The following is a 26,139-nucleotide window of genomic DNA, read 5'->3' as shown; positions in this document are numbered from 1 at the left end:
GGACGGTACAGGAGGGAGCCCATGATGACCTGGCGAACGCTGACAAAGATTAGCGCCGTTGGACTGGTTGCAGCCGTAGCGCTGAGCGTCGCTTCGCTGGGAGGCGCGCCCAGGGCGAGCGCGGTGCCGACGCAGGTCGTGACGTACTCGCCCGACGTCTGCACGATCCTGCTCGCGGGTACTGCCGGTGAAGGTGCGGCACAGGATGTCCCTCACTTCGCGGCCGGGTGCAACTTTCCGCACGCCGCTGGCGGGCTGGGGGCCGGATACACGTACGCCGGCATCTTTCCTGAGAACATCGTGATCGTCGCCGCTGTGGCTTCACAACGAAACGACCGTGACGACAAGTTCGCGATCCCTGACCCGAACTTCGGTCAGTGCAACCAGGTGACGGACGGAACCGACGACACGAACGAGGACGACCTCGGCGAACTTCTTTGTTCGCTGGATGCGCGAGACGGCACGATCGACGCGAAGTTCACGCTCCGTCCGGCGGACTTCGCAGGCATCGACCTGGAAGCGAACATGATTCACGAAGTCGACGGCGGGACCGTCGCCGTGGCCTTTGTGAATGACGACTCGCCGGTCTTCTGGGAGTTGGACCTCGACGGCGCGATCTTCGACGTGGGGGACTCGCAGGACCTGTTTTGCGCCGGCGTCGCCGGTCCGAACACGGTCGTCGACACAGACTGTGACGGCATCGGTGAAGCCGGTAACGGTGTCGCCGTGGCCCAGATTATCGCCGGACCTGCAGGGATCGACGAAGGGCCGGGGACGGTGAGCGCGGAGCAAGAGCTGGTGATCCTCCACGCGCCGATTATCGGCGTCGGCGAGCCGGGCGAAGTGACGTTCCGGGTGCTGACAGAGGCGACGATTGAGCCGGCGATCCAGACGGGCCTGGACGCCACTGACTGCCCGCTGCCGGGAACGGCGGATGAATTCATCGCCGAGCTTGGCAAGCCGGAGAAGACGATCCTGGTGGCGCGCGTGGCGGATTCGGACGACCGCGACGTCACGGGCGCACTGGTGAAGTGGGAAACGGACGATCCTGACATTGCGATCGTCGCGGCGCCGCTGACGCCGACGATTGACCTGGGCGGCTTCGGGATTGGAGCGCCGAACATTCTGTGCGGCACGGACGACCCGGGGACGGTGACGATCACCGCAACGCTGCTCGATGGACCGGGCCAGGCGGAGGAAGCCGGGACGATCATCGATGGCGCGAGCGGCGGCGACGTGACGGAACTGGAATTCACGGTGCTTGGTCCGCCGGCGTCGCTGACGCTGGCTGCCGCTCCGGCGACGATCGACTGCAACGGGACGAACACGGCGTCGGTGACGGCGACGGTGTCGGACGCCGAAGGGAATCCCGTCGTGGATGGCGTCGAAGTGCAGTTCAGCGTGCAGGTGCTCGGTACTGCCAACCCGATCATTGTCGATACGGCGGCCGGCGTCGCCACATCGACCATCACGCCGCTCGCGGCGACCGAGGGTGTGCCCGTGGTGGTGACGGCAGGAGACGCGATCGGTTCGATCCTGGTCGGCTGCACGCCGGGCGGGGCGGCTCCAGGCACGCCGCCAGACGGCGGCGCCGCACCCGGCGGCGCCCCGATAGGCACGATTCGGCCTCCGGACACCGGTTCGGGCGGCGACCTTGATGGCCGCGGGGCGTTGAATGTGTGGATGGCGGTGGCGCTGTTCGCAGGGGCCATGGGGCTCGTGGGGGCGCGGCTGCCGCTGAGGCGGGCATAGCCGGCAAGGCATCCCATGGGACATGAAATAAAGAAAAGAGGGGCTCGTGAGAGCCCCTCTTCGGCGTCCGGGCGCGTTCGCGGGCGCAAGGCGCGACATAACGTCAGCAGTAGACACCGATGGCTTACCAAGCACGGCTTTAGGGGTAAACCCTGATGAAATTTCCCGATCGACGCGGTTAACCTTTTGCCGCCGGAGGACGTTCTACGGCATGGCAGCCCCCCACGGGAGGGCGGCCGCTTCTGATGAAGGGCCCCGCAGGGAAGCGGACGAGCGACCTCGCCCGGTTGGAGGAGGAAAGGAGGGCAGGAGGCCTCGACGAAGCTAGAAGGGCCAGCGCCCCCCGCGTCGCGGAACTCGGCCGAGGGCGACGCGGACCCGCGCGGTGCAGACACCTTCGCTTTGAGGCATGAAGCCAAACAACACAATCGCATATCGGCCGGAATACGTGGCTGACTTGAGGAAAGCGGCACACGTACCGAAACAGGAGGAACCCTAAGTGGCTAAATTTGGACTTGCGGCTCTGGCAGTCGTTGCGGCTCTGGTATTGAGCTTCAGCGCCAGCTCGAGCACGCCCACGGCTCACGCCGAAGTCGACTCCAGCGTTGCGATCTGGTGCGGCTTCCTCGCGAGCAGGATCGATGGCGACCCGGCTGACGCAACGACGGCCGGTGACTTTGGCGCCGCTTGCGACGGCCTGACCGAGGCCGAGATCGCGCTCATTTCGGGCGCGAACACGGACATCGGCGACGAGGACGGGGTCCTCGAGGCCGGTGAACTGGACGACCTGGACCTGGACGCGAACCAGGTCACGATCGCTCCGAACAATCCTGCTACTAACCACAGCACGATTTACATCATCGCCTTCGTCGATGACGACGGCCTGACCACGTTCGACGCCCAGAGCGGCGTTTCGGTCGTGGTCAGCGAAGATGGCGGCGTGGACGAAGCGGCACCGGCCGCGGATGCCGACCCCGAGACGTGCACAGGCGACAACGACGAGGACTGCGGCACGACGGACCCCACCAACGGCGACGGCGTGGTCGTGGCTCTGATCACGGCGACGACCGCCACGGATGGCGCGGCGGTCGTCGTTGACGTTGACCAGGAAAGCGTCGGCGACTCGCAGACGCTGGACATCGTCGGCGTTGCGTTCAGCGTGGAAGTGACGCTCGTCGAGACGACCATCCAGTCGGACGCCGCCACCACGTGTGCGGCCGGCACCGACCCGGAGGTCACCGACGACGGTGCGCTTTCTGACGCCGAGTCCACCATCGCGATCGCGGTGGTCACGGACAACGACGACCGGGCGCTGACGCGCATCACCTCGCCGATCACGTCGGACGAGACTGACGTCGCCGAAGTAGGCGACCAGACCGGTGCAACGGTGGATGCTGGCGACTCGGGCATTGCCGCCTTCGCGGTTATCTGCGGTGGCGACGACTCGGGCACGGCCAACATCACGGCCGACATCGGTGCGGACGACGACTCCGCAGAGATCACAGTCGTCGGGCCGCCGGCGACGATCACGCTGACGGCGGCTCCCGCGCAGATTGCGTGCGACGGCAGCCAGACTTCGACCGTGACGGCGACGATCGTTGACTCGGCCGGCAACAACGTCGCGAACGGCACGGATGTGACGTTCAGCGTCGTTGCGCTGGGCACGGCGAACCCGATCAACACCACGACGACGGACGGCACGGCCAGCAGCACGATCACGCCGCTCTCCGGCGCAGCGGCTGGCGTCACCGTCATCGTCTCGGCGGGCGACGCCTCGGCCTCGACCCGCGTGGACTGCTCGCTGCCGATCCCGACCGTGGTAGCGCCGGGCGCAACGCCGACGAGTGACGTTGGCGTGACGCCTCCGGACACGGGTACCGGTGGCTACCTTGGTCAGGACAGCTCGGCCGGCTTCCCGCTGTGGACGCTCGTCGCGCTGGCCCTGGGCAGCTTCGCCCTGGTCGCCGGTGGCATGGTTACTCGCCGCGCAGGCCGGTAATCAGGCGTAATCGGTAACGCATCGGGGGGCTCTCGAAAGAGGGCCCCCCGAACAGCATCCGGCGCGCTTCGCAGATACGAAGCGCCCCGAAAGGGAGCCCTCGCCGGAGCGCCGGCGGGGGCTTCGTTCGTGAAATCTGGCAATATGGGCGGGGCGGAAGCAGCGACGGTCGCATACAGGCGCCACGCGGGAGGAGGACGTGAGGAGATGAGCGGACGCATGGATGGAGCGGGGGGGTTCTTGGCGCGCCTGCGCCAGAACGAGACGATACAGAAGCTGAGCCGAGGCCGGCCTGACCTGATCATCTTCGGCGCGCCGATCGCCGTGCTGGCGGTGATCGCGGTCGTGGTGATCGCGCTGGTCACGATGAGCGGGGACGGCAACGCCGACGACGAGCAGGTGCGCGGAACGGCGACCTCGGGAGCGTCCGCCACGGCGCGCTCGACGGCCACTGGCGTCAGCGGCGGCTCAAAGACGCCGATCGCCTTTAGCGAGGGCTCGGAGCTGACGCCGGCGGACCTGGCGCTGCGCGGCGCGGGTGAGCCGGCGCGCGGCGATTTCACGGGCGACCGGTTGATCATTCCGAAGCTCGGCGTCGATGCGCCCTTCACGTACAAGGCCGTCGGCCCGGACGGACAGATGCCCAACCCCAACGGCCCGAGCGACGTCGCTTACTACGACTTCGGTCAGTGGCCGGGTCTTGGCGGGCTGCCGAACGCGGGCGGTAACGTCATCCTCGCCGGACACGTCGACTACATCAATGTCGGACCGGCGGTGTTCTGGGACGTCGACACGCTGGCGCCCGGCGACATCATCCAGGTGCGCATGCAGGACGGCACGATGGTTGAGTACGCCGTCGAGTTCAACAAGTGGGTCGATCCCGGCAATTCTGATTGGACGGAGATCGTGGCAGGCACGGGCGACGAGTCGATCACGTTGATCACGTGCACGGGCGAATTCTCCGCGGGTCACTACGACAAGCGGCAGATCGTTTGGGGCCGTCGCGTCGTATAGGCCTGTAACGTAGGGCTTTACATTAGGCGCCTCGCCGATTGCCGACAGCGCGCCGCTAGCCGTATAACGTGCGGAGGGGGAACGGATGCCGGGCAGTGAGCGCATCAGCACGTTCTGGAAGAGCGCATCACCGTTCAAGCGCGCGGCCGCGGTCGCCGTGCCGGCGGTCATCGCGGCGTTAGCCGTCGCGGGTATCACGTTCGGTGCCATCAGCATCAGCGATGATGGCGGCGAGGCTAGCGCCGTCGTGGCGAATACGCCCGGCCCCTCACCGACGCCTATCACACCGACGCCCAGCGTCGGCGACGTGCTGCGCTACTTTGCCGCAGTCCTGCCGACAGCCACGGCCACGCCCGAGTTCGTCGGCGGTGGCGGCGGAGGAGGCGGTGGCGGTGGACGACCATCGGCGCCACGCGCGGGGCTCACGGGCCCCGGGCCGATCGTGACATCGGACATCCGCCTGCAAATCCCGAAGATCGGTATGAACACGGGGGTGCATTCGCGCGCCGTCGGCACAAACGGCCAGATGGGCGATCCCAGCGGCCCCTGGATGGTGGTCTGGTATGACTTCCGCTCGTTCGGCGGGCACGTGGGCGGGTATCCCGGCGAACCGGGCGCGAACGTCGTCATGGCGGGACATGTCGACTACATCAACGTCGGGCCGGCGGTGTTCTACGGGCTGCAGAGCCTGGCGCCGGGCGACGTGATTACTGTGTCTGGCGCCAACGGGCCGGTGTCGTATTCGGTACATTGGAGCCGGATGGTTTCACCCTCTCAGGATTTCACACAGTACGTACAAAAGTACGCGCACGACACGGTTACGCTTGTGACATGCATCGGCGCGTTCAGCTCCGGCCATTACTCGAGCCGCCTCGTAATCCACGGCGTGCGCATCTGACGGCCTTCGGCGACGATGTTCGACCGGGTGGTGAGGAACACGTTGGGTAGATGAATTCGAACAAGCTGTCGATCGCGCTCATTTCCATCGGCGCCGCGCTGATCGTCGCCTCGCTCGTGATGTTCGTCGTGTGGTGGCAGGCCTATAGCGACGCACAGGGCAACAGCGATCTGGAGACGGTGGTCGGCTTCGGCGAACCGATCCAGACGCCGACGCCGGGGCCGTCGCCGACGCCGGCTGCCAATTACCCGCCGGCCTCCGAGGCGCCGATGGTGAGGCTGCAGATCCCGATCGTCGGGATCGACGCGCCGGTGGTGGTGAAGGGTGTCGATGCGGCGGGCGTCATGCAGGCGCCGGACAATGCCTTCGATACGGCGTGGTACGACTTCAGCGCGAAGCCAGGTTACGGCGGTAACGCCGTGTTCTCGGGCCACGTCGACTACATCAACGTCGGCGAGGCGGTGTTCTGGGACCTCAAGGACCTGACTGCCGGCGATGAAATCCAGGTCCGCTTGGAAGACGGCACCGTGTATCGCTATGCGGTGAACTTCAAACAGCAGTACGACGCCGCGACGGCGCCGGTTGAGGAGATCGTCGGGCCGACGCCGCGCGAGACGCTGACGCTGATCACGTGCAGCGGCACGTTCAGCAGCAGTACGAGCCAGTACGACAAGCGCCTCGTGATACGAGCGGAGCGGGTGTCGGAGACGCCTCCGACGACGTAGCCCGGGCGTCCTGGATGCCCGCAGCCGGCCGTCGGCGCTCAGAGCCAGACCGCAGGGCCCATTCGAGCCTCCTAGAAGACGCCCTGGGGCCTTCTGGGGCTGAAGAAGTTCAGATACCTGCGTTACACCGAGCGGTGGCGTACAGCGCCCCCGGGAGGTGGTCATGGTGGGCATGCGAAACGGTGCCACGAACGCCCGGAAGTGCTAAAATTGCTACATCAGATAGAGGCTGCGCTGAATCTACGCGCATGAGCTCGACGGGCAAAAACACACCACATGACGACTGACTCCGGCTTCGGCAATATCCGCAACAGGGGCATCGAGGACGAGATGCGCGCGTCGTATCTCGACTACGCGATGAGCGTGATCGTGGCGCGGGCGCTTCCGGACGTCCGCGACGGCTTGAAGCCGGTCCAGCGCCGCATCCTCTACGCCATGCACGAGATGAACCTGCGGCCGAACGCTTCGTTCCGCAAGAGCGCGGGGATCGTCGGTGAGGTGCTCGGGAAGTACCACCCGCACGGCGACAGCCCCGTCTACGAGGCGATGGCGCGGCTCGCACAGGACTTCTCGATGCGGTACCCGCTGGTTCACGGGCAGGGTAACTTCGGCAGCGTCGACGGCGACCCGCCGGCCGCCATGCGCTACACCGAAGCGAAGATGTCGCCGATCACCGAAGAGTTGCTGGCGGATATCGACAGCAACACCGTCGATACGACCGCCACCTACGACGATTTGCGCAACGAGCCGGTGTACCTGCCCGCGCGCATCCCGAACCTGCTGGTCAACGGCTCGACCGGCATCGCCGTCGGGATGGCGACGAACATCCCGCCGCACAACATCCGCGAGATCGCCGATGCTGTCGCGGCGTTGATCGAAAACGCCGACACGACGACGGAAGAGCTGGCGAACATCGTCAAGGGGCCGGACTTTCCGACGGGCGCCATCATCTACCGCATGCGCAAAGACTCCGCGATGGACGACGACGGTAAGCGTCACGACGTCATGCGCGACGCGATCCGCGAAGCCTACGCCGATGGCCGCGGCCGCATCATCATGCAGGCGCGCGCGTCGATCGAGGAGATGGCGCGCGGCAACCGCGAACAGATCATCGTGTCGGAGCTGCCGTACCAGGTGAACAAGGCGACGCTCGTCGAGAAGATCGCCGAGTTGGTGAAGGATCGGAAGATCGTCGGTATCAGCGATTTGCGCGACGAGTCGGACCGCCACGGCATGCGCATCGTCATCGAGCTGAGCCGCGATGGGCAGGCGGCGAGCGTGCTCAACCAGCTTTACAAGCACACGGCCATGCAGTCGTCGTTCGCGGTGAACATGGTCTCGCTTGACCAGGGCCAGCCGAAGACGATGGGCCTCAAGAAGATGCTCGAGGCATACATCGACCACCGGCGGATCGTCCTGCGGCGCCGGACGGAGTTCGAGCTCGAGCGCGCGCGCGACCGCGAGCACATCGTGCTCGGCTACCTGATCGCGCTGAAGGACATCGACAAGATCGTCGCGCTGATCCGCGGCGCCGCTTCGGCGGAAGACGCCAAGAACAAGATGATGACGAAGCCGTGGAACATGAGCGACCGCCAGGCGCAGGCCGTCCTGGACATGCAGTTGCGCCGGCTCGCCAAGCTGGAGCGCGACAAGATCGAGGACGAGTACAAGGAGCTGATCAAGCGCATCAGCTACCTGGAAGACTTGCTCGCGAATCCGCGGAAGATCGACTACCTGATCCGCGATGACATGACCGAGATCAAGGACAAGTACGGCGACGATCGCCGCACGAAGATCATCGACGGCGGCGCCGACGACATCGCCGAGGAAGACCTGGTGCCGCACCAGGAGGTCGTCGTCACGCTGTCGAACCGCGGCTACGTGAAGCGCTTGCCGCTCGAGACGTACCGCTTGCAGCGGCGCGGCGGCCGTGGCATCACCGGCATGGTGACGCGCGAGGAAGACGCCGTCAGCCGTCTCGCGGTGTGCGACACGCATGACAACGTGCTGTTCTTCACGGAGCGCGGGCGCGTGTTCATGGCGCGCGCGTACGACCTGCCGGACGCCAAGCGCCAGGCCAAGGGTATCCCCGCCGTCAACGTCATCGACTGCGACCCGGGTGAGACCGTCACGGCGATCGTCACGATCCGCGACTACGACAAGGACTTCATGGTCATGGCGACCGCGGATGGCGAAGTGAAGAAGACGCCGCTCAAGGACTTCAAGGAAGTCCGCAAGAACGGCAAGATTGCCATGAACCTCGACAAGGGCGATGTGTTCGTCGCGGCGAAGCTGGTCCACGAGAGCGACGAGGTCGTGCTGGTCACGTCGAACGGGCAGGCGATCCGCTTCCAGGTGAAGGAACTGCGCTCTGCTTCTCGCACGTCGGGCGGCGTGCGCGGCATCAGCCTCGCGAAGGGCGGCAAGGTCGTCGCGATGGAGGTGGTGCAGCCGAACCACGAGCTGTTCACGATCACGGAGAAGGGCTACGGCAAGCGCACGCCGTACCCGGATTACCCGCGCAAGCACCGCGGCGGCATGGGCGTCCGCAACTACGACATCACACAGAAGACCGGCAAGATCATCGCCGCGCGCACCGTCGACGCGTCGCAGGAGTTGATCGTGATCAGCCGCGATGGCATCGTCATTCGCACGCGCATGGACAGCATCCGCATGACGGGGCGCTCCGCCCAGGGCGTGTCCGTGATCAATGTCGCGCCGGGCGACTCGGTGGCGTCGTTGGCGACGATCGACATGGGTGTCATCAACGGCAACGGCGGGTCGAAGGGCGCGGAAGCGGAGGAAGCCGAGCAGGCGCCGCTCGCCGGCCTCGACGAGGAGCCCGCGAAGGGTGGCAAGAAGCCCGCCGCGAAGGCGACGAAGGCGCCGGCGAAGAAGCCAACGCCGATCCGGCCGAAGAAGTCCGGTGGAAAGTCGATGACCATGCGCACCGCGAAGGCGCAGAAGCCGAAGCCCGCTCCGAAACCATCGAAGGGGCCGAAGGGCAAGAAGCCGCGGCGGTAGGAAGCATCAAGCGAATGCTAACGTAGGGGCGCACAGCTGTGCGCCCCTACCGCGTGATTCGAGTACGTGCGCTAGACTCCGCCCATGCCATCCTGGGTGGTGACCGAAGACGTGCTGTCGAGCGTCGCCGTGCGCCGCGCGATGGTCGACGATCTGCCGCGCGTGGTCGAACTGCTGCAACAGTTATCGATGGACGGAGCGCAGCGCGAGGATCCTGGCCCGCCGCTGCCGCAGCGCTACCTCGACATGTTCGCCGTCATCGACGCCGACCCGAACAACGACGTGCTCGTCGCCCTGCTGCAAGGCGAAGTCGTCGGCACCTTCCAGCTCACGATCGTCCCGAGCATGCGCCGAGGCGGCATCCGCAGCGCGATGGTCGAAGCTGTCGTCGTCGACGAGCGGGTGCGCGGCCAACGCGTCGGCGAAGCGATGATGCGCTGGGCGATCGACGAGGCGCGGCGCCGGGGATGCGATATGGTGCACCTCACGAGCAACAAGTCGCGCACCGATGCGCACCGCTTCTACGAGCGGTTGGGGTTCCGGAAAACGCATGAAGGCATGCGTCTCGTGCTCGAAGAGTAGCTACTCGAACACCCAGCGGTCCGTATCCCGCGACCACGGCGTCGGGGCCATGTCGCCGAAGAACAGTGCGATCTCGCGTTTTGCGCTCGCGGGCGAGTCGGAGGCGTGGGTGAGGTTGCGGCCCTTCTCCAGCCCGAAGTCGCCGCGAATGCTGCCCGTCTCCGCCTCGATCGGGTTCGTCTTGCCCATCGTCTGGCGCGTCGCGACGATCGCGTTGGCGCCTTCGAACACCGCCGCGACGATCGGCGATGACGTGATGTACTCGACGAGGCCCGCGAAGAACGGCTTGCCCTCGTGCTCGGCGTAGTGTTTCTTGGCGAGCGGCTTGCCGACCTTGAGCATGCGGACGGCGACGATCTTGAGGCCGCGGCGCTCCAGCCGCGAGATGATCTCGCCGGCGAGGCCGCGCTGCATGGCGTCTGGCTTGATCAGGACGAGCGTGCGCTCCAAATCGTGCTCCTCTGGTAGCTGTTGCTGCCGCAACGTTCACTTGCGTCGAAGGCGCGCCTCAGGCGGACTTCTGTGGGCCGATCGCCGGCGCTCGCAAGTATAGGGGCACGATGGACGTAGGATCATCGGCGCGCCCCGCTTCGAGGCGAAGGTGCCCGAGCATGGCGAGCGCGGTCACGCGGTGCTCGCTTGGCGTCGCGACCGCGGCGCCTGCTTCGCGGATGCGCAGGTGCAGTTCGTCGTCGATGTCGCCGGTGACGATGTCGTCGGCTTGCAGTGCGGCGTGCAGAGCGTCCGGTGGGCTCATCCGCGGCGCCGCATCTTCGATGCCACTTCGATACGCCGCCCACGCGACGTCGCCACGCCCGGCGCGGTGCACCGCGACGATCCGCCGGTCGCCGGCGTCGTTACGCACGAGGTGCGCATCCAGCTCGAGCCGTCCGATGCCGGCGATCGGCACGGCGAGGGCGTGCGCGAGCGCCTTCGCCGTGCTAACGCCGACCCGCAGCGCCGCATAGCCGCCGGGGCCGATGTCGACGAAGACGGCACTGAGGTCGGTTTTTGTCGCGCCGGACTCTTTGAGTATGCGGTCGATGTTCGGCAGCAGTTCCTTCGAGTGGTTCTGCCGCGTCTGCCACGTCAGGCTGACGCCGACCGCGCCGCCACTGCCCAGCACGAGCCCCGGTTCGTCGGAAGCCGCCTCGATGGAAATATGCATCGCGCACAGTATGGAAGTGGGAGGCGGGAAGCGGGAGGCGGCAGGCGGGGAGCGGGAAGCGCGAGTGTGAGGACGGATGGCGCGGGGACGGCCGCTGGCATCGATGACCCGAAGGCCGACTACTGATCCGTTACACTGGCGCCGGTCCCTCGATTGCATCCGCATGACAATTCCGCACCTCCGCTCGAAGCTGCTACGCCCGCTCGCCGGGCTACCTCTGTTGGCGCTGATGCTGGCGGGCTGCGGCGTCTCGGCCGGCGACGCGACGCCAACCGCCACCGTCACGCCGCCTGCGGCCGCCGCTACGCCGACGCCGTGGGGGCCGACCGCGACGCCGACGCCCGACCTGGCGGTGCTGCTCAAGGACGGCGGCATCGCGATCATCGAGACGGCCTACGATCGCCTGCTCGACGAGTACATCACGCCGCTCGAGCCGCGGCGGTTGCTCGACGACGGCTGGGTGGCGATGACGCAGGAGGCGCAGACGCTCGGGGTTCAGCCGCCAGCGCCGCCGGCGTTCGACGGCGACCGGACGGCGGCGTTCGAGGCGTTTCGATCGGCGTACGTGCCGATGGCAAACAGCACCGGCGATCCGACGAAGCTGCGTCACGCCGTCATTCGCGGCATGTCGCAGTCGCTCGCCGACTGTCACACGTTCTTCCTCAGTCCGGTGCTCAGTGACACGCTCAACGACACGCGCGCCGGCAAGGGCAGCGTCGGCATCGGCGTCGAACTGGCAAGCGTGCCGCCGCTCGTGACGGAAGTGATCACGGGCGGGCCCGCCGCGCTCGCCGGCATCCGCGTCGGGGACCGGATCGCGTCGATCGGCGGCGCCGACGCGTCGGGGTTCGGGCCGGCGGCGGCGTACGACCTCATCAACGGGGACGAGGACACGACGGTGCAGTTGCAGATGCGCCGCGGCGCCGAGCTGATCGATCTGACGCTGACGCGGCGGCGCGTCAACCCTCCGAACGTCGACTTTCGCACGATCAACGAAGCGATCGGCTACGTGCGCATCCGCAACTTCGTCGATGGCGGCGTGAACGGAGACCTGCGCGCGGTGCTCGAGGACTTCGAGCGGCGCGGGATCGGCGGCTGGATCATCGACCTGCGCGGCAACCCGGGCGGGCGGCTCGATGTGGAAGCGATCAGCCTGTTCGTGAAGGAGGGCGCGGTGGTGAAGGCGCGCGGGCGTGATGGCGCCATCGAGGAGAATCGCGCGTCCGGCGGTGTGCTCGCCACGCTGCGGCCCACGGTATTGCTCACCAACAATCAGACCGGCTCCGTCTCCGAGGTCTTTGCGGCCGCGCTCCAGGAGTACGACATCGCATACGTCATCGGCGCGAGTACCAACGGCTGCGTCGGATACACCAACGTGCAGTTCTTCGGCGATGGCTCGTCGCTGGCGGTGACGACGCACGTGAACCTGGGACCAGTGTCCGATACCGTGCTCAACGGCGCCGGCGTCGTGCCTGACGAGGTCGTCGCGCGCACGCAGGATGACATCGCCAACGCGCGCGACCCGCAACTCGATGCGGCGGTGGCGTATCTTGCGCGATGAGGGGCAAAGATGACGGAAGGAGCGATCGTGGGGGAGCGGCGGTTGGTGTTGCACCTGGTGCGGCACGCCGAGACCGACTGGAACGCGGAGCGCCGGATCCAGGGCCAGCTCAAGGACGTGGCGCTGAGTGCGAACGGACGCGAGCAGGCGCGCGCCATCGCGGAAGAGCTTGCGTCGGCGTCGGCGACGCTGATCATCGCCAGCGACCTTGACCGGACGATGCAGACGGCGCAGATCATCGCCGGCCGCCTGGCGCTGCCGGTGACGCCTGAGCCGGCGCTGCGCGAGCGGCACTTTGGCATCGTCGAGGGGCAGCTGTATGCGGACGTCGCGAAGTTGGTCGACGGCTGGTGGCAGACGCCGGACCACCGCGTCGAAGGCGGCGAGAGCAACCGCGAGATGTACGATCGCGTCGCGCGCTGCCTGGAGCGTCTGGTCGCAGAGCCGCCAGCCGACGAGATCATCCTCGTCACGCACGGCGGGACCATGAACATGGCAGTGGCGTGGCTGGCCGGCGTGCCCGTCGACGCCCACGAGTGGCAGCGCTTTGACAACTGCGCGCTGCGGACGGTGGTGGTGGAGCCGCTAGACGTGAGCCGGGCGCGTTCAGCCGACGGTCCTCCCGCAGGTGGCGCGAGGAACCCAGAACCTCGAACCGAGAACCTCTGCGAATAAGTTCTCGGTCCAGGGTTCGAGGTTGCGCGTCCCACCTCCTATACTCGATCCCACTATGCCTTTCGATCCGGCGTTCGCATCGATCTTTCCCCGCACGACGGCGGTCGTCGACGGCCGCCTGAGCATCGCCGGCTGTGACGCGCAGGAGCTGACGCGCGAGTTTGGCTCGCCGCTCTACGTCTTCGATGAAGTGGAAGTCCGCGAGACGTGCCGCGAGTACGTCGACGCATTCACGTCCCGTCATGCCGACACCGAGATCACGTACGCATCGAAGGCGTACCTCAGCCGGTGGATGGCGAACCTTGCGCGCGAGGAAGGCATCGGGCTCGACATCGTATCGGGCGGCGAGTTCGCCGTCGCGCGGGCGGCCGGCTTTCCCGCCGAACGCTGCCACTTTCACGGGAACAACAAGGGCGAGCAGGAGCTGCGAGAAACGATCGATGCGGGCATCGGGCGGGTCATCGTCGATAACTTCCACGAGCTGGAACTGGTCGATACGGTCGCGCGGGCGCTCGGCAAGGTCCAGCGCATCATCCTTCGACTGTCGCCCGGCGTCGATCCGCACACGCACGCGAAAACGACGACCGGCACGCTCGACAACAAGTTCGGGCTGCCGCTCAGCACGGGCCACGCCGAGCAGGCTGTCGTAGACGCGCAGCGCCTCGCGGGCGTCGACCTGGTCGGTCTGCACTGTCACCTGGGTTCGCCGCTGTTCAGCGTCGAGCCGTACGACGAGGCGAACGCCATCATGCTCGGCTTCGCGGCGGAGATGCGCGCGAAGCACGGCCTGGATCTGCGCGAGTACAGTCCCGGCGGCGGCTTCGCGTCGCAATACCTGCGCGAAAAGCCCGCGCCGCCCGTCGACGACTATGCGGAAGCCATCGTCTCGTCGTTCAAGCGCCGTTGCGCGGAGAACGGCCTGCCGCCGCCCCATCTGTTCGTCGAGCCGGGACGGTCGCTCGTCGCGCGAGCGGGTGTTGCGCTGTACACCGTCGGTTCCAGCAAGCACGTCGAGGGGCTGCGTACCTGGGTTTCCGTCGATGGCGGCATGGCCGACAACATTCGCCCCGCGATCTACGACGCGAGGTACGAGGCGGTCGTCGCCAACCGCGCCGACGATCCCGCGACGGAGACCGTGACGATCGCCGGCAAATACTGCGAGTCCGGCGACATCCTGGTGAAGGACGCGCACCTGCCGCCGACGCGCCCCGGCGACGTCATCGCGCTGCCGGCGTCTGGCGCGTACTGTCTGACGATGGCCAGTAACTACAACATGGCGCTCCGGCCGGCCGTCGTCGTGGTGCAAGACCGGCGGGCGCGCGTGATCCGGCGGCGCGAGACGTACGCCGACCTGCTGGCCACCGATGTTTTCGCGGGGTAACGCATGACCGGAGACAAGCTGCGGATCCTCGTGACGTTTGCGCTCGAACCAGAGTTGATCGAGCAGATCCGCGCCGTCGACCCGTCGCGCATCGAGATCGACGTGCTCGGGCGCGACCAACGCCAGTTGCTGCGCGGCTTCAAATATCCCAGCGAGCGCGAGCGAGCGGCGGTGGCGGAGGGGCTGCAGGGTGCCTTCGCGACGACCGACGTCGTGTTCGGCTTCTGGGGCGCCGAGCTGCACAACGCGATCCGCCTCGAAGGCTCCATCCGCGAAGTCGCGCCGCGCCTCAAGTGGATACAACTGACGAGCGCCGGCGCCGATCGCCTGCTCAGCAGCGGCTTCATCGAAGAGGGGATCACCGTGACGACGGTGAGCGGCCTGCACGCGACGCCGATCGGCGAGTACGTGCTCGCCGCGATCCTGATGTTCGCGAAGGGCATGCCGCGCACGATGCGCGCTCAGGTACGCGGCGAATGGTCACGATTCGCGCCGACGGAGCTGCGCGGCAAGACCGTCGGCATCGTCGGCATGGGCCATATCGGCGAGGAAGTGGCGCGGCTCGCGAAGGCGTTCGGCTGTCGCATCATCGCCACGCGCCGCTCCGTCACCGAACAATCGAGCACCGAGTGCTGCGACGAGCTGATGCCGGCGTCGGAGCTGCCCCGGCTCCTCGGCGCGAGCGACTACGTCGTGCTCTGCGTGCCTCTCACGCCGGAGACCCGGGGCCTCATCGGCGAGCGAGAGCTGCGCGCGATGAAGGAGGGCGCAGTGCTCGTGAACATCGCGCGCGGGCCGGTCACGGTGGAGGCGGACCTGATACGCGCGTTGAGCGAAGGCTGGATCGCCGGCGCCGCGCTCGACGTGTTCGACCAGGAACCGCTGCCCGCCGGTCACGCGTTCTGGTCGATGGAGAACGTCGTCGTGACGCCGCACATCTCAGGCGGCACCGAGATCTACAATCAGCGCGCGGTGGAGATCTTCACCGCCAACCTGCGCCGGTACCTGGACGGCGAGCCTCTGCACAACGTCGTCGATCCGGCGCGCGGCTACTGATCACGCGCCCCTCGACCGTTGTGGTCCGCTCTCCAGTTCACGGCGCACCCACGCCTCGCGGTCACGGATGTCGCGGTCATACAACAGCCGGTTGACGTATACGCCGAGACGGTCCTCGTCTTGCGCGGGGGTGCCGTTCGCCAGCAGGCGCTTCGTGAACGCGATCGCGGCGAGAAGCGCGCAGCCCAGGACGATCGCCGGCGACTGACCGGCGACGAGCGCCGCGAACGGCGTCGCGAGCAGGCCGAGGGCGACGCCCTGCGGGATCGCGCGCACGCCCACGCCCGCGACGGCGATCACGATGAAGCTCACGAGCGCCGCCGGCGAGAGTACGATCAGCGCGCCGATCGTCGTGCCGACGCCGCGTCCGCCGCCGAAACCAAGCCAGGGATTCCAGTCGTTCGCCAGCACCGCCGCGACGGCCGCCGCCACCTGCACGCCCTGGCCCTCGTCAAGCAGCCACGCCGCGCCGGGTCCGATGCACCCCTGTGCGATCTGCGCCAATCCCACCGGCACGACGAGCGTCTTCGACACGCTCTGCCAGATGTTCGAGGCGCCGGCGTTGCCGCTGCCGTACTCCCGTATATCGATGCCGCGCGCCAGGCGCCCCGCCGCGTACGCGACGGGTATCGAGCCGATGAGATACGACCCGCCGATGATGGCAACCGCAAGCATCACTCGTCGGCGCTGCCCGTCGCGGCGCGCTGCTCTGCGGACATCCGTGCGCGCCAGAGGCTGGACGCGTGTTCCAGGGCATGCTCGACCATGTGCTCGAGCCCGCGGCGCGTCGCTTCTTCGATCTGCTGGTCGTGCGTCGCGATGTGCAGCAGGATGCGCGCCGGCGACCAGCCGCCGTCCGCCGCCGCAGCTTCGAGGTGCGCTTCGTCCATGTCGCCGACGGCCGACTCGAGCGCTTCGTACACGGCGCGGAAGCCCCGTAAGTGCGACTCGTCGCCGTGGAAGTGCTGCAGCAACTGCCGGTGGGCGTGCTCGATGTCGTGCAGCAGGCGTTCCGCCTCCGGGCTGATGTACATATGCTCTCCTAGCCCGGCCGCGGCTCTCGTTCGTGCACCGCCGCTGCGATCAATCGCGCCGCAATCGGCGTGGCGATGCGTCCGGCGTTGATCACCAGATCGTACAGCGCGGGGTCGCCTGCTTCGACCTTGAAGTACCGGCGGTGAAACATCTCGCGGTTGTGGTCGCTCTGCTTGATGCGCTTCTCGGCGTCGCCGGGCGTCATGCCTTCGCGCTCGACGAACGAGGCGATGCGCGCGCTCTTCGGCGCGATGACGTAGACGTGCAGCGCCTCGGGCTCGTCGCGGAGGATCGCCTGGCTGCCGCGGCCCAGGATGACGACGTTGCCGCGTGACGCGACGCCGCGGATCACCGACGTCAGCGTGCGCAGGTAGTTGTCATCGGTGAACTGGCCCTGTCCCGCCTCGGGCAGTTCCGCGGCTTCGCCGTAGGTGCGCGCCAGGACCATCTCCAGGCCGCCGCCGCTCATCGGATCGGGCGCGCCTGCCGCCGCGGAGCGCTCCATCAGCGTCCGCATGATGCCGGCGAGGCGCTCACCCATGCTGCTTGGCCGCTCATCGCGGCTGGCGATGTCGGAGATGCTGACGCCGAGCTCACGCGCCGCTTCGACCATGATCTCCTGGTCGACGTAGTCCAGCTCGAGCGTCGCCGCGACGGCCTGCGCGATCTCCCGGGCGCCGCTGCCAAGCTTGCCGGAGACGGTAATGACTGGCATCGGGACTGCCTCCTCTCGTCGAGGATCCTACGGGGTATTGTAGGCCCTTCTCGGAGGGCGATCACCACAGAGGCACAGAGGGAGGATGGGTTTGGGGGCCGATCACCACAGAGACACAGAGGCACAGAGGGAGGATGGGTTTGGGGGAGCTCATGGTGCGGAGACAAATCTGGAGTAGGAGAGAGTCCGTTCCCCTACGTCGCGATCATTACAGGCAGCACTCGGGCATGGAGAATGAGCAGCGCGGCAACACAATCTATGGGATCGGAGAGAATCCGTTGGTGATGCGCTTGATTCCTTGCTTGAGCACAGGCACGTTGAAATTGATTAATAGTCCGACACGCCGATTCATCAACTTGAGGTAGGTCAGTAGCTGCGCCTCATGGATTGGCAGCAGACGCTCTACCGTCTTCAACTCGACAAGAACGCGATCTTCGACGAAGATGTCGATCCGGTAACCGCAGTCCAACAGAACGCTCTTGTACGCAACCGGCAACTGCTTCTGACGCTCGAATCTCAGCCCGGACAAACTCAGCTCGTGACACAGGCACTCTTCGTACGCGGACTCCAGGAGCCCAGGGCCGAGGATTTTGTGCACTTCGATCGCGGCGCCAATGATCTGCTGCGTGAGTTGGCGATGAGCGACGGCAACCGCGTCGAGCTCATTGCCTCCCCCACCCACAACGCTCTGTGCCTCTGTGCCTCTGTGCCTCTGTGCCTCTGTGTCTCTGTGGTTCAAGTCATCCCGCCTGTCCTCAAGGTTCGATGATTGTACGATGGGATCGGCATAAGAAACACAAGGGGCACGACGCATGTCGTGCCCCTCAGATTGTGCCCATACAGACGCCGCTAGACCGGCGTCACCTCCCTGCGTTCCTGCCGGTTCAGCGGGATGCTCGCATCGACATCGTGCGGGTACTCCAGGCCGCGCTCCAGCCTGTTGATCCGCGTCGAACGCAGCCCGAACGCCTCGACGATCCTGTCGATCGCCGGCGTCTCTTCAAAACCCTTGCAGGAGAAAATGTCCACCCAGACCTGACCGTGCTCCGGGAACGTGTGGACCGCGATGTGGCTTTCTGCGATGAGGACGAAGCCTGAGACGCCCCAGTCATCTTCCTTCACGCCGTGGTACTCGAAGACGTGCGGCTCCGAGATCTTGGTCATTCCGATTTCGTCCGGATAGCGGTCGAGTAGGTTGCGGACCAGCTCCTGGTCACTGAGCTGAGCGGAGTTGCCTCCGAACCCGTCGATCGTAATGTGCATTCTTCCAATCCCTTCTCATCCGCTAAGGCGGACAGAATGCCCGGACGATCCGTCCGGGACGCTAGGTAAACTCTCGCGGTTTGTCTGCGTCCATGATGTCCTCCGTGCAACGCAAAAGGCCCCCGGCACTCCCGCACCACGGCGAAAGCTGCCAGCCAGGCCCTTGGTCGTCTCGCTATCGAGCGCTGTAGCCTACGTGTTGTCTTCGCGATCCCATCGGACACGCGACAATCATAGTAACAGCGAGGCGGTTAGAGAGACAAGCTCGCGTTCGAGCACTGGAGGCTGGAGGCTGGAGGCTAGACTGCGGTAACCGTCGGCGGTGGCGTTCGGCACAGCTTCGAGCGTCGAGCATCTATGCGGGGTGCAGCGACGAGGCTCCACTCTCCGGCTTCCAGCCTCCAGTGCCCGGCGAAGCCACGCCGAGAGCCGCAGGATCCCGACGACTGCTACCATAAAGGTGCTCTATTACGCGGATTGGACCGCCGAATATGACTGAGGGCGCTCCGCCACGGGGGACGCCTGCGCTGAGCGAAGGAGCACACCCTGCCATGACCATGGGATCCGGCCTCAAGGGCGTCGTACTCGACGAGACGCGCATCGCGTTCATCGACGGCGACGAGGGCAAACTCGTCTATCGCGGCTACAACATTCACGATCTGGCGACCCGCGCCACGTTCGAGGAGACGAGCTACCTGCTGCTCTACGGCGTTCTGCCGACGCGGGAACAACTGCAGGCCTTCGACCGCGACCTGCGCGCCGCGCGCACGATCCCCGAGTCCGTCGTGCGCATCATCGACGACGTGAAGGCGGCGCACCCGATGGACATCCTGCGGACCGCGGTCTCGGCCGTCGTTGCGCTCGACGAGTCGAGCCACGACGCGCGCGTCGATGTGGCGCTGCCCGTCGGCAAGCGGCTGATCTCGCAGGTCGCGACGATCGTCGCGACGATGCACCGGCTGCGCAACGGCCTCGACCCCGTCGCGCCGCGCGAAGACCTCAGCCACGCCGCGAACTTCCTGTACATGATGTTCGGGCAGGAGCCCGCGCCCGAAGACGCGAAGATCATCGACCTCGATCTCGTGCTGCACGCCGAGCACAGCTCGAACGCATCGACGTTTGCGGCGCGCGTCGCGGCCGGCACTGGCGCCGACATCGGCTCGGCGATCGTCGCCGCCATCGCGACGCTCAAGGGCCCGTTCCACGGCGGCGCGGCCGAAGCGGTGCAGAAGACCGTCGAGGAGATCGGCGACCCCGACCGCGCGATCGACTACGTGAAGGAGAAGATCGAGGCGGGCGAGAAGGTCATGGGCTTCGGGCACCGCGTCTACAAGACAAACGACCCGCGCGCGCACGAGTTGCGCGGCGTCGCGCGCGACCTGGGGCACAAGAAGGGCAACGACAAGTGGTTCCAGATCCTGCAGGAGATCGAGAAGGCCATGGAGCCGTACCGGTCGAAGGGGATCTACCCGAACGTCGACTTCTACGCCGGCGCCGTCTACTCGCTCCTCGGCATCCCCGACGAGCAGTTCATCCCGATGTTCGCCGTCGGCCGCATGCCGGGCTGGGTGGCGCACGTGCTGGAGCAGTTCGAGGACAACGTGCTGATCCGGCCGCTGCTCGAGTACACCGGCCCGCGGCACCTGCGGTACGTGCCGATCGAGGTTCGGGCCTAAGCGGCGGGACATCCCGGGCGGGGAACCCAGAACCTGGAACCTGTTTGCGTCTGAGGCGTTTGCCGTCGTGATAGGATCGCGTCGAGATGGTGGCGCTTCTTCGGTACGCATTCGTGCTCTGTACGCTCACGCTCGTCGCGCTCGCGACCGGCTGCGACGGCGATGGTGATGGTCAGGTACGCGCTGATGATGAGTGCACGAATGACACGACTCGTGAGGCCATGCGAGCTTTAGACGCGACGAGGATCACCGATCACGCGTTTGAGCGCTTCGATCCCAGGGCAAACGATGACGAGGCGACATGCCGCGCCCGCCGTGCACTGCTGACCATTGCCGATCTTCCCGAGGGCTGGGAGCGCCAGAACTCGTCTTCCCTCGATCGGTTCGGTCAGCTTCCCGCTTGTGGCCTGGTTTCAACGCCTGCGCTCATTGCCTCCGTGGCGGTCGGTTTCACCGAGGACGGCGATGCGCCGCTGGCCGACTTCGACTTTCTCGAGCAGGCGGTATACGGCTTCAAGCCGGGTTACGCGGCCCGTGCGCTGGAGGCCGCTCGACGCCTGTGTATGGCTCAACATGATCAGCGTGGCCAATACAGTGAGGTGGCCTTCGACGCGACCAAGGGGGAGGGGATGCTAGCGTTCACGCACCGAACTGGCGAGGACAGCGAGTGGTCGGCGCGTCGCATCTTCATCCGCACTGGCGACACGATTCTGGCGTTTTCCGCGTTAGCGAACACCTCGCTCGACCTCGGGGCGCTCACAAACAAGGTCCTGAAGGAATCCGCGTCGATAGGTCCCTACCCCAGCGATGCTGCGGTCCTTACTCAAGATGCATGCCGGCTCGGACCTGCGAGCGAGACTTCCGAGTTCGTCCAGCGGGTGTCTGCGGCGCTGCTTACCATCGACGATGTTGCGCCGGGATACGTGTCAGATCCATTGGAACCTTGCGGCGTGGTCGCGGAGGAGAGCGGCTGCCATTCCCCGAAGGCGCTCGCGTCGATTGGAATCCATCTGGAGAAACGCTTCGGAGGCGTTAGTCATTCGATCGACGTGTTTCCGCGGGGCGAGTCGGAGGAGGTTTTGTCTCGCTTGGTTCAAGCAGCGTCGCAAGAACTCGAGTGTCGCCACTCGTTGAGCGACGGCACGGTGATTCTCACGCGCTATCTGCCGGTGCCGGGCGAGCCGTTTGGACCGGACGTGGGAGTCATACGCTACAAGCAGGGTGAGCAGTACCAGAGCCAGGGGAACTATGTTGCCGTTGCGTTCGCGATGGATGCGGCCATTGTCTCGATCGCCATTGAGGACGTCCAGGCAAGCACGTATCGTCCAGCTCCGATAACGGGATCAGTACCTCTCTCGCAGACGCAGATCGACGAACTCACGCCGCTCATTGAAACCGCTCGCCGCAAGCTTGAGGCGGTGCAGGCACAGCTCAACTAATGCCGCTCCATGCTATAACCCACCCCATGCACCCACTCCCACCCGTGCACACGATCGACCTGTTCGCGCCCGAACGCGACGCGCTGATCGCGCTGCTCGAGTCGCTAGCGCCCGATGAGTGGGACGCGCCGACCGTCTGCGCCGGCTGGTCGGTGAAAGACATCGCCGCGCACATACTCGCCGATGACTTCGGCAACATCGCGCGCGGGCGGGACGGCTATCGCGTTAGCTGGTTCGACGCGCCGTCGTGGGAGGCGCTGCTCGACTACATCAACCGCCAGAACGAAGCCTGGGTGGACGCGATGCGTCGCGTCAGCCCGCGCCTGATCCGCGAGCTGCTGCGGTTCAGCGGCGAGCGCTTCGTCGCGACGATGCGCGCGCGCGACCTCGATGCGATCGGCGACCCGGTGTCGTGGGCGGGGCCCGAGCCGGCGCCCGTTAGGCTCGACGTCGCACGCGAGTACACGGAGCGATGGCTGCACCAGCAGCAGATCCGCGACGCCGTCGGCCGGCCGGGGTTGAAGAACCGCTCGATGTTCGGGCCTGTGCTCGACACGTTCGTGCGGGCGCTGCCGTTCACCTATCGAGACGTCGTCGCGGCCGACGGTACGCACGTCCGGCTGATCGTAGAAGGCGAGGCGGGCGGCGCGTGGTCGCTGCTCCGTCACGACGGCGCGTGGGCGCTCGTCGCGGGCATCGATGCGGCTGCAGCGTCGAAGGTGATGCTGGATCAGGAGACGGCGTGGCGGCTGTTTACGAAGGGCATCACCCCGGAAGCCGCGCGAGAACGCGCCACCATCGACGGCGATGTGACTCTTGGCGCGGTCGCTTTGACCATGGCGTCGATCATCGCGTGATCTGGCGGCTCACCGCCGCCTGCTACCCGCTCGCAGCGCCAGCCCCAGCACCAGCGCCGCCGCGACGAACGATGCGATCATCGCCTGGAGATACGTCGAACGCCACGAGCTTGTCGCGGCGCGGAGCCCCGTCGATGGCAGCGTCGTCTGCAGGGCAGGCGTTGTTTCAGGCGCGGGCGCCGTTGCGCTCGGGGCCGGTGGCGCGCACTCGGCGATGACGACGGTACGCCCCGTGTCGGAGAACGCCGATTCGCCCCGTTCGTTGAACGCCACGATGGACAGCATCAGCGCGTAATACCCGTCGTCGCAGATGCGCGGGGCGCCGGGCGGCAGCATGAACGTCGTGGTATCCGCCGGGACTTCGTACACGAACTCTACCGATGCTCCACCTTCGCCGGAGAGTCGATATCGAAGGCGAAATCCAGCCTCGTCGGCGGAGTTGTCGCTCCACGAGATGGACTCGCCGAAAGCGATCGCCAGTTCGGTAGGCGGCGACGGAGCGCCGGGGGCGGGCGTCTGGGGCGCGCCGCTGGTCGGCGACGGCTCTTGCGCCGAAGCTACAGTCGGACCAGCGATCAGCATCACGCATGTCAATGCAAGCCCGGCGATGAAGCGAAGCGCCATAGCGGAGTAACGCGTGAGTGCCACGGCGGGTTAACCTCGACCCGCCGTTTGTCACACTGACGAAGGCCGCGGACCCCTTCGCCGGACCGTCGCGCGCGGCCTATCATGGAACGAAGGAGACAAATGATGAAGAAGAAACTCCTCCTGCTCGCGGCAGCCGGCTCCGCGGTCGCCGGTTATGCCCGCTTCGTGCGCCCGTGGCACCTGCGCTGGGGCGCCACCGACGACGAGGTCGAGCGCAGGCTCCCCGGCGACGAGAACGTCCCGGAACCGCTGCTCGACGCCACGCGCGCGATCACCATCGAGGCGCCGGCGGAGCAGGTGTGGCCGTGGCTGGTCCAGATGGGCCAGCGGCGCGCCGGCTTCTACAGTTACGCGTGGCTCGAGAACGCCGTCGGTTGCGACATGCACAACGCCGACCGCATCGTGCCGGAGTGGCAGAACATCGCCGTCGGCGACGAAGTATGGCTGCACCCGAAGGCGCCGCCGTTGAAGGTCGTAGAGGTGGTGCCGGGGCGTTCGATCGTGCTCGGCGATGACTGGTCGTTCCACATCGAACCGGTCGATTCGCAGACGTCGCGGCTGATCGTGCGTTCGCGCGGCACGTACACGATGCCCGACCTGAAGCTCGACCCGCTGAACTTCCTGTACTGGCGCGGCATCTTTGAGCCGGCGCACTTCATCATGGAGCGCAAGATGATGCTCGGCGTGAAGGAACGCGCCGAGCGGGCGTACGCGCAGTCGAAGGAGATGATGACGTCGCCGGTGTTGTGACTGACGGCGGTCGCCGTTGCGCGCGAACGCTCTTCCGCCTTGGAGTGACGATTGTCGCGCCAGGAGATCCTTCGCATTCGCTCAGGATGACGTTATGCGGAGAGCGTCTCCGCGCGGGGCCGGTGCGCGCGAACAACCGACAGTCGGCGGAGTGACGATTGTCGCGCCAGGGGGTCCTTCGCATTCGCTCAGGATGACGTTATGCGGAGAACGTCTCCGCGAGGGGTTGTCCGGGTGCGCGGGCGGTGGCTGTCGGCGGAATTTCTGATTGTCGCGCCAGGAGATCCTTCGCATTCGCTCAGGATGACGTTATGCGACGCGCGGTGCGGATCACGGCTGTGCTGCCGGTTAATGCGACGTGCGTTCGGTTGACGTTATGCGGCGGGCGTTGTGAATCAAGAGTGCTCGGCCGGTTAAGTGAGCGGTGCGGCGGCGCTCAAGGTGACGTAGCGGGGAGGATCGCGCCTGCGTCTCGCAGCGCCCGCTGTAGCGTTCCGACGTCGACGTCTTGCACCGCAGAGGTGGCGCGCAGCGCTTGCACCGCGGCGATGCCCGCCGCCTCGCCCGTTGCGAACGCCGGCGGGATCTCCTTCGTCGCGTGATGCACGCGATGGTCGACGCTGATGCACCGCCCGACGACCAGCAGGTTCGAGGAGCGCTTCGGCAGCAGGCTGCGATACGGAATGTGATAGATCGCGCCGTACTTGGTCCAGTGGCCCGTCGTGGCGACCGTGTCGTCGAACACCGTGCCCATGTCGTCGCGCGCGAGCGTGTAGGCGCCTTCGAGGCGCCGCGACTCCGTGATGCCGAGCGTCAGCGCGACGTCGGTCAAGTACGCCTGTTCGAAGCCGGGCACCTGCGCGCGCAGGCGCTCTACTTCGTCCATCACCATGCGCCTGCACTCGACCTCGGCGAACGTCAGGTCGTCTGGGTCAGTGGCGTCGATGCGCCGATCGATGCGTTCGGCGGCGCCCCACGGCATCAGCGCCTGTCCCGGCATGACGGTCTGAAAGAAGAAGCCGCCGCGCGCGGATTGCGCCGCATCGGCCTCGCGGACGCCGGCCATGCGGAACCAGAGCCACGGGTGCACCTTCTCCAGGTCGAACGCCTCGCCGGCCATCGCGAACACGTCGCCGTCGCCGGTCGCGTCGATGACGTAGCGCGCGCGTATCGCCTGCGCTCCCGCCTTCGACGTGAAGACGACGTGCGAGATGTGGCCTGCCGGCCGTCCGTGCGGACGATCGACTTCGTACACCACGTCGCTCGCCCAGCGGTGATACATGAGCCGCACGCCGGCCTCCGCGACCCACGTGTTGGCGACGTGCTTGTACTCCTCCGGGTCGTAGGCGACGGAATAGCGCACGCGATGCGGCCCGGCGCCCCACACGAGGCCGCGCCGCCGGTACTGCTCGACGAGCGCCTCGTCGTAGTTGCCCCATTCGGTCTGCGGCGGGTAATAGCAGCCTCCGCGCGCCTCCAGCCGCTCGACCAATTCCTGGCACTGCCCGGCGATCACCTGCTTGCCGTCGCCGTCGTCGAGCGTCAGCAGCAGCACGATCAGTCCGCCGGAAGCGAGCCCGCCCATGTAGCCGTAGCGTTCGACGAGCACGGTATCCGCGCCCTGCCGCGCCGCCGCGATCGCCGCCGACATGCCGGCCGCGCCGCCACCGACGACCAGCACGTCGCACTCGGCGATCACCGGCACCTTGCGCTCGGGCAGCGTCACCACGTCCGCCATGGCATCGATGGTACGCCCGGGCGGCGGGGTGGGCTAGCAGGCTGGCGCTCTGCCTTCAGCGCCTCTCCGCGAGCATTGCGGTAAGAGGTTTAACGGTTCCTTCACGCCCCAATCAGGGATTGCCCTGTAGGATGGAACTGGTGGCGCCCATACAGTGGGGAGAGCCATCGAATTGACAGGAGG

The 26,139-nt window shown here is 66.6% G+C and carries 24 protein-coding genes; 15 read left to right on the top strand and 9 right to left on the bottom strand.

Going from position 1 to position 26,139, the window contains the following annotated elements:
* Positions 1 to 21: 21 nt before the first annotated feature.
* The 7 genes from WEB52_05255 (at position 22) to WEB52_05225 (ending at position 9,994) form a co-directional block, all read left to right on the top strand.
* Complete coding sequence (locus tag WEB52_05255; GenBank protein ID MEX2225841.1) at positions 22 to 1,752, top strand: invasin domain 3-containing protein; 1,731 nt, start codon at positions 22 to 24, stop codon at positions 1,750 to 1,752.
* A 499-nt stretch (positions 1,753 to 2,251) separates the two neighbouring features.
* Positions 2,252 to 3,751: an invasin domain 3-containing protein gene (locus WEB52_05250; protein MEX2225840.1), complete on the top strand. Its 1,500-nt coding sequence runs from the start codon at positions 2,252 to 2,254 to the stop codon at positions 3,749 to 3,751.
* Positions 3,752 to 3,958: 207 nt separating this feature from the next.
* The gene (locus tag WEB52_05245; protein MEX2225839.1) at positions 3,959 to 4,765 is read left to right on the top strand and encodes a class F sortase; all 807 of its coding nucleotides are present in this window, start codon (positions 3,959 to 3,961) and stop codon (positions 4,763 to 4,765) included.
* A gap of 85 nt (positions 4,766 to 4,850) precedes the next feature.
* Positions 4,851 to 5,663 (top strand): class F sortase, encoded by an 813-nt coding sequence (locus WEB52_05240; GenBank protein MEX2225838.1) that lies wholly within the window; start codon positions 4,851 to 4,853, stop codon positions 5,661 to 5,663.
* A gap of 50 nt (positions 5,664 to 5,713) precedes the next feature.
* Positions 5,714 to 6,388 (top strand): class F sortase, encoded by a 675-nt coding sequence (locus WEB52_05235; protein MEX2225837.1) that lies wholly within the window; start codon positions 5,714 to 5,716, stop codon positions 6,386 to 6,388.
* A 276-nt stretch (positions 6,389 to 6,664) separates the two neighbouring features.
* Positions 6,665 to 9,412, top strand: a complete 2,748-nt coding sequence (gene gyrA / locus WEB52_05230) for a DNA gyrase subunit A (protein ID MEX2225836.1) — start codon at positions 6,665 to 6,667, stop codon at positions 9,410 to 9,412.
* 84 nt (positions 9,413 to 9,496) lie between these two features.
* Complete coding sequence (locus tag WEB52_05225) at positions 9,497 to 9,994, top strand: GNAT family N-acetyltransferase (protein MEX2225835.1); 498 nt, start codon at positions 9,497 to 9,499, stop codon at positions 9,992 to 9,994.
* Here the strand turns inward: WEB52_05225 and ndk are convergent, their stop codons facing one another.
* On the bottom strand, positions 9,995 to 10,444 hold the full coding sequence (gene ndk / locus WEB52_05220) for a nucleoside-diphosphate kinase (GenBank protein MEX2225834.1): 450 nt from the start codon (positions 10,442 to 10,444) through the stop codon (positions 9,995 to 9,997).
* 58 nt (positions 10,445 to 10,502) lie between these two features.
* A complete protein-coding gene (tsaB, locus tag WEB52_05215) occupies positions 10,503 to 11,162 on the bottom strand; it encodes a tRNA (adenosine(37)-N6)-threonylcarbamoyltransferase complex dimerization subunit type 1 TsaB (GenBank protein MEX2225833.1) in 660 nt (219 codons plus the stop codon).
* Positions 11,163 to 11,325: 163 nt separating this feature from the next.
* On the opposite strand from tsaB, the gene WEB52_05210 reads away from it, so the two are divergent.
* The 4 genes from WEB52_05210 to WEB52_05195 are packed head-to-tail and all read left to right on the top strand — an operon-like array spanning position 11,326 to position 15,835.
* Complete coding sequence (locus tag WEB52_05210) at positions 11,326 to 12,723, top strand: S41 family peptidase (GenBank protein ID MEX2225832.1); 1,398 nt, start codon at positions 11,326 to 11,328, stop codon at positions 12,721 to 12,723.
* A 9-nt stretch (positions 12,724 to 12,732) separates the two neighbouring features.
* Entirely contained in the window at positions 12,733 to 13,398 is a 666-nt protein-coding gene (locus tag WEB52_05205; GenBank protein ID MEX2225831.1) for a histidine phosphatase family protein, read from the top strand.
* A gap of 55 nt (positions 13,399 to 13,453) precedes the next feature.
* Entirely contained in the window at positions 13,454 to 14,779 is a 1,326-nt protein-coding gene (gene lysA / locus WEB52_05200; GenBank protein MEX2225830.1) for a diaminopimelate decarboxylase, read from the top strand.
* 3 nt (positions 14,780 to 14,782) lie between these two features.
* Positions 14,783 to 15,835, top strand: coding sequence for a D-2-hydroxyacid dehydrogenase (locus WEB52_05195; GenBank protein MEX2225829.1), 1,053 nt, complete (start codon positions 14,783 to 14,785; stop codon positions 15,833 to 15,835).
* Here WEB52_05195 and WEB52_05190 read toward each other — a convergent pair whose 3' ends face one another.
* The 5 genes from WEB52_05190 to WEB52_05170 all read right to left on the bottom strand — a co-directional run bounded on the left by WEB52_05190 (position 15,836) and on the right by WEB52_05170 (position 18,848).
* Complete coding sequence (locus WEB52_05190; protein MEX2225828.1) at positions 15,836 to 16,510, bottom strand: glycerol-3-phosphate acyltransferase; 675 nt, start codon at positions 16,508 to 16,510, stop codon at positions 15,836 to 15,838.
* The gene (locus WEB52_05185) at positions 16,510 to 16,869 is read right to left on the bottom strand and encodes a hypothetical protein (protein MEX2225827.1); all 360 of its coding nucleotides are present in this window, start codon (positions 16,867 to 16,869) and stop codon (positions 16,510 to 16,512) included. The genes WEB52_05190 and WEB52_05185 overlap by 1 nt, the downstream gene beginning before the upstream one ends.
* A gap of 8 nt (positions 16,870 to 16,877) precedes the next feature.
* Positions 16,878 to 17,585, bottom strand: a complete 708-nt coding sequence (locus WEB52_05180) for a cytidylate kinase-like family protein (protein ID MEX2225826.1) — start codon at positions 17,583 to 17,585, stop codon at positions 16,878 to 16,880.
* 256 nt (positions 17,586 to 17,841) lie between these two features.
* Positions 17,842 to 18,267 carry a GxxExxY protein gene (locus WEB52_05175; protein ID MEX2225825.1) on the bottom strand — a complete coding sequence of 142 codons (426 nt, stop codon included), beginning with the start codon at positions 18,265 to 18,267 and terminating at the stop codon, positions 17,842 to 17,844.
* A 167-nt stretch (positions 18,268 to 18,434) separates the two neighbouring features.
* Positions 18,435 to 18,848: an S-adenosylmethionine decarboxylase gene (locus WEB52_05170; protein ID MEX2225824.1), complete on the bottom strand. Its 414-nt coding sequence runs from the start codon at positions 18,846 to 18,848 to the stop codon at positions 18,435 to 18,437.
* 551 nt (positions 18,849 to 19,399) lie between these two features.
* Here WEB52_05170 and WEB52_05165 point away from each other — a divergent pair.
* The 3 genes from WEB52_05165 (at position 19,400) to WEB52_05155 (ending at position 22,820) form a co-directional block, all read left to right on the top strand.
* Complete coding sequence (locus tag WEB52_05165; GenBank protein MEX2225823.1) at positions 19,400 to 20,524, top strand: citrate/2-methylcitrate synthase; 1,125 nt, start codon at positions 19,400 to 19,402, stop codon at positions 20,522 to 20,524.
* Between the two features lie 86 nt (positions 20,525 to 20,610).
* A complete protein-coding gene (locus tag WEB52_05160; protein MEX2225822.1) occupies positions 20,611 to 21,963 on the top strand; it encodes a hypothetical protein in 1,353 nt (450 codons plus the stop codon).
* 26 nt (positions 21,964 to 21,989) lie between these two features.
* Positions 21,990 to 22,820 (top strand): maleylpyruvate isomerase family mycothiol-dependent enzyme, encoded by an 831-nt coding sequence (locus WEB52_05155; protein MEX2225821.1) that lies wholly within the window; start codon positions 21,990 to 21,992, stop codon positions 22,818 to 22,820.
* 9 nt (positions 22,821 to 22,829) lie between these two features.
* Here WEB52_05155 and WEB52_05150 read toward each other — a convergent pair whose 3' ends face one another.
* Complete coding sequence (locus tag WEB52_05150; protein ID MEX2225820.1) at positions 22,830 to 23,468, bottom strand: hypothetical protein; 639 nt, start codon at positions 23,466 to 23,468, stop codon at positions 22,830 to 22,832.
* Positions 23,469 to 23,570: 102 nt separating this feature from the next.
* Here WEB52_05150 and WEB52_05145 point away from each other — a divergent pair, with 102 nt between their 5' ends.
* Entirely contained in the window at positions 23,571 to 24,218 is a 648-nt protein-coding gene (locus WEB52_05145) for a hypothetical protein (GenBank protein ID MEX2225819.1), read from the top strand.
* 436 nt (positions 24,219 to 24,654) lie between these two features.
* Here WEB52_05145 and WEB52_05140 read toward each other — a convergent pair whose 3' ends face one another.
* A complete protein-coding gene (locus WEB52_05140; protein ID MEX2225818.1) occupies positions 24,655 to 25,956 on the bottom strand; it encodes an FAD-dependent oxidoreductase in 1,302 nt (433 codons plus the stop codon).
* Positions 25,957 to 26,139 lie beyond the last annotated feature (183 nt).

The sequence above is a fragment of the Dehalococcoidia bacterium genome, assembly GCA_040902535.1.
Classification (GTDB): domain Bacteria; phylum Chloroflexota; class Dehalococcoidia; order DSTF01; family JACRBR01; genus JBBDXD01.
Note: the sequence above shows the minus strand (reverse complement) of the source record. Positions and strands in the feature narration are given on the sequence as shown.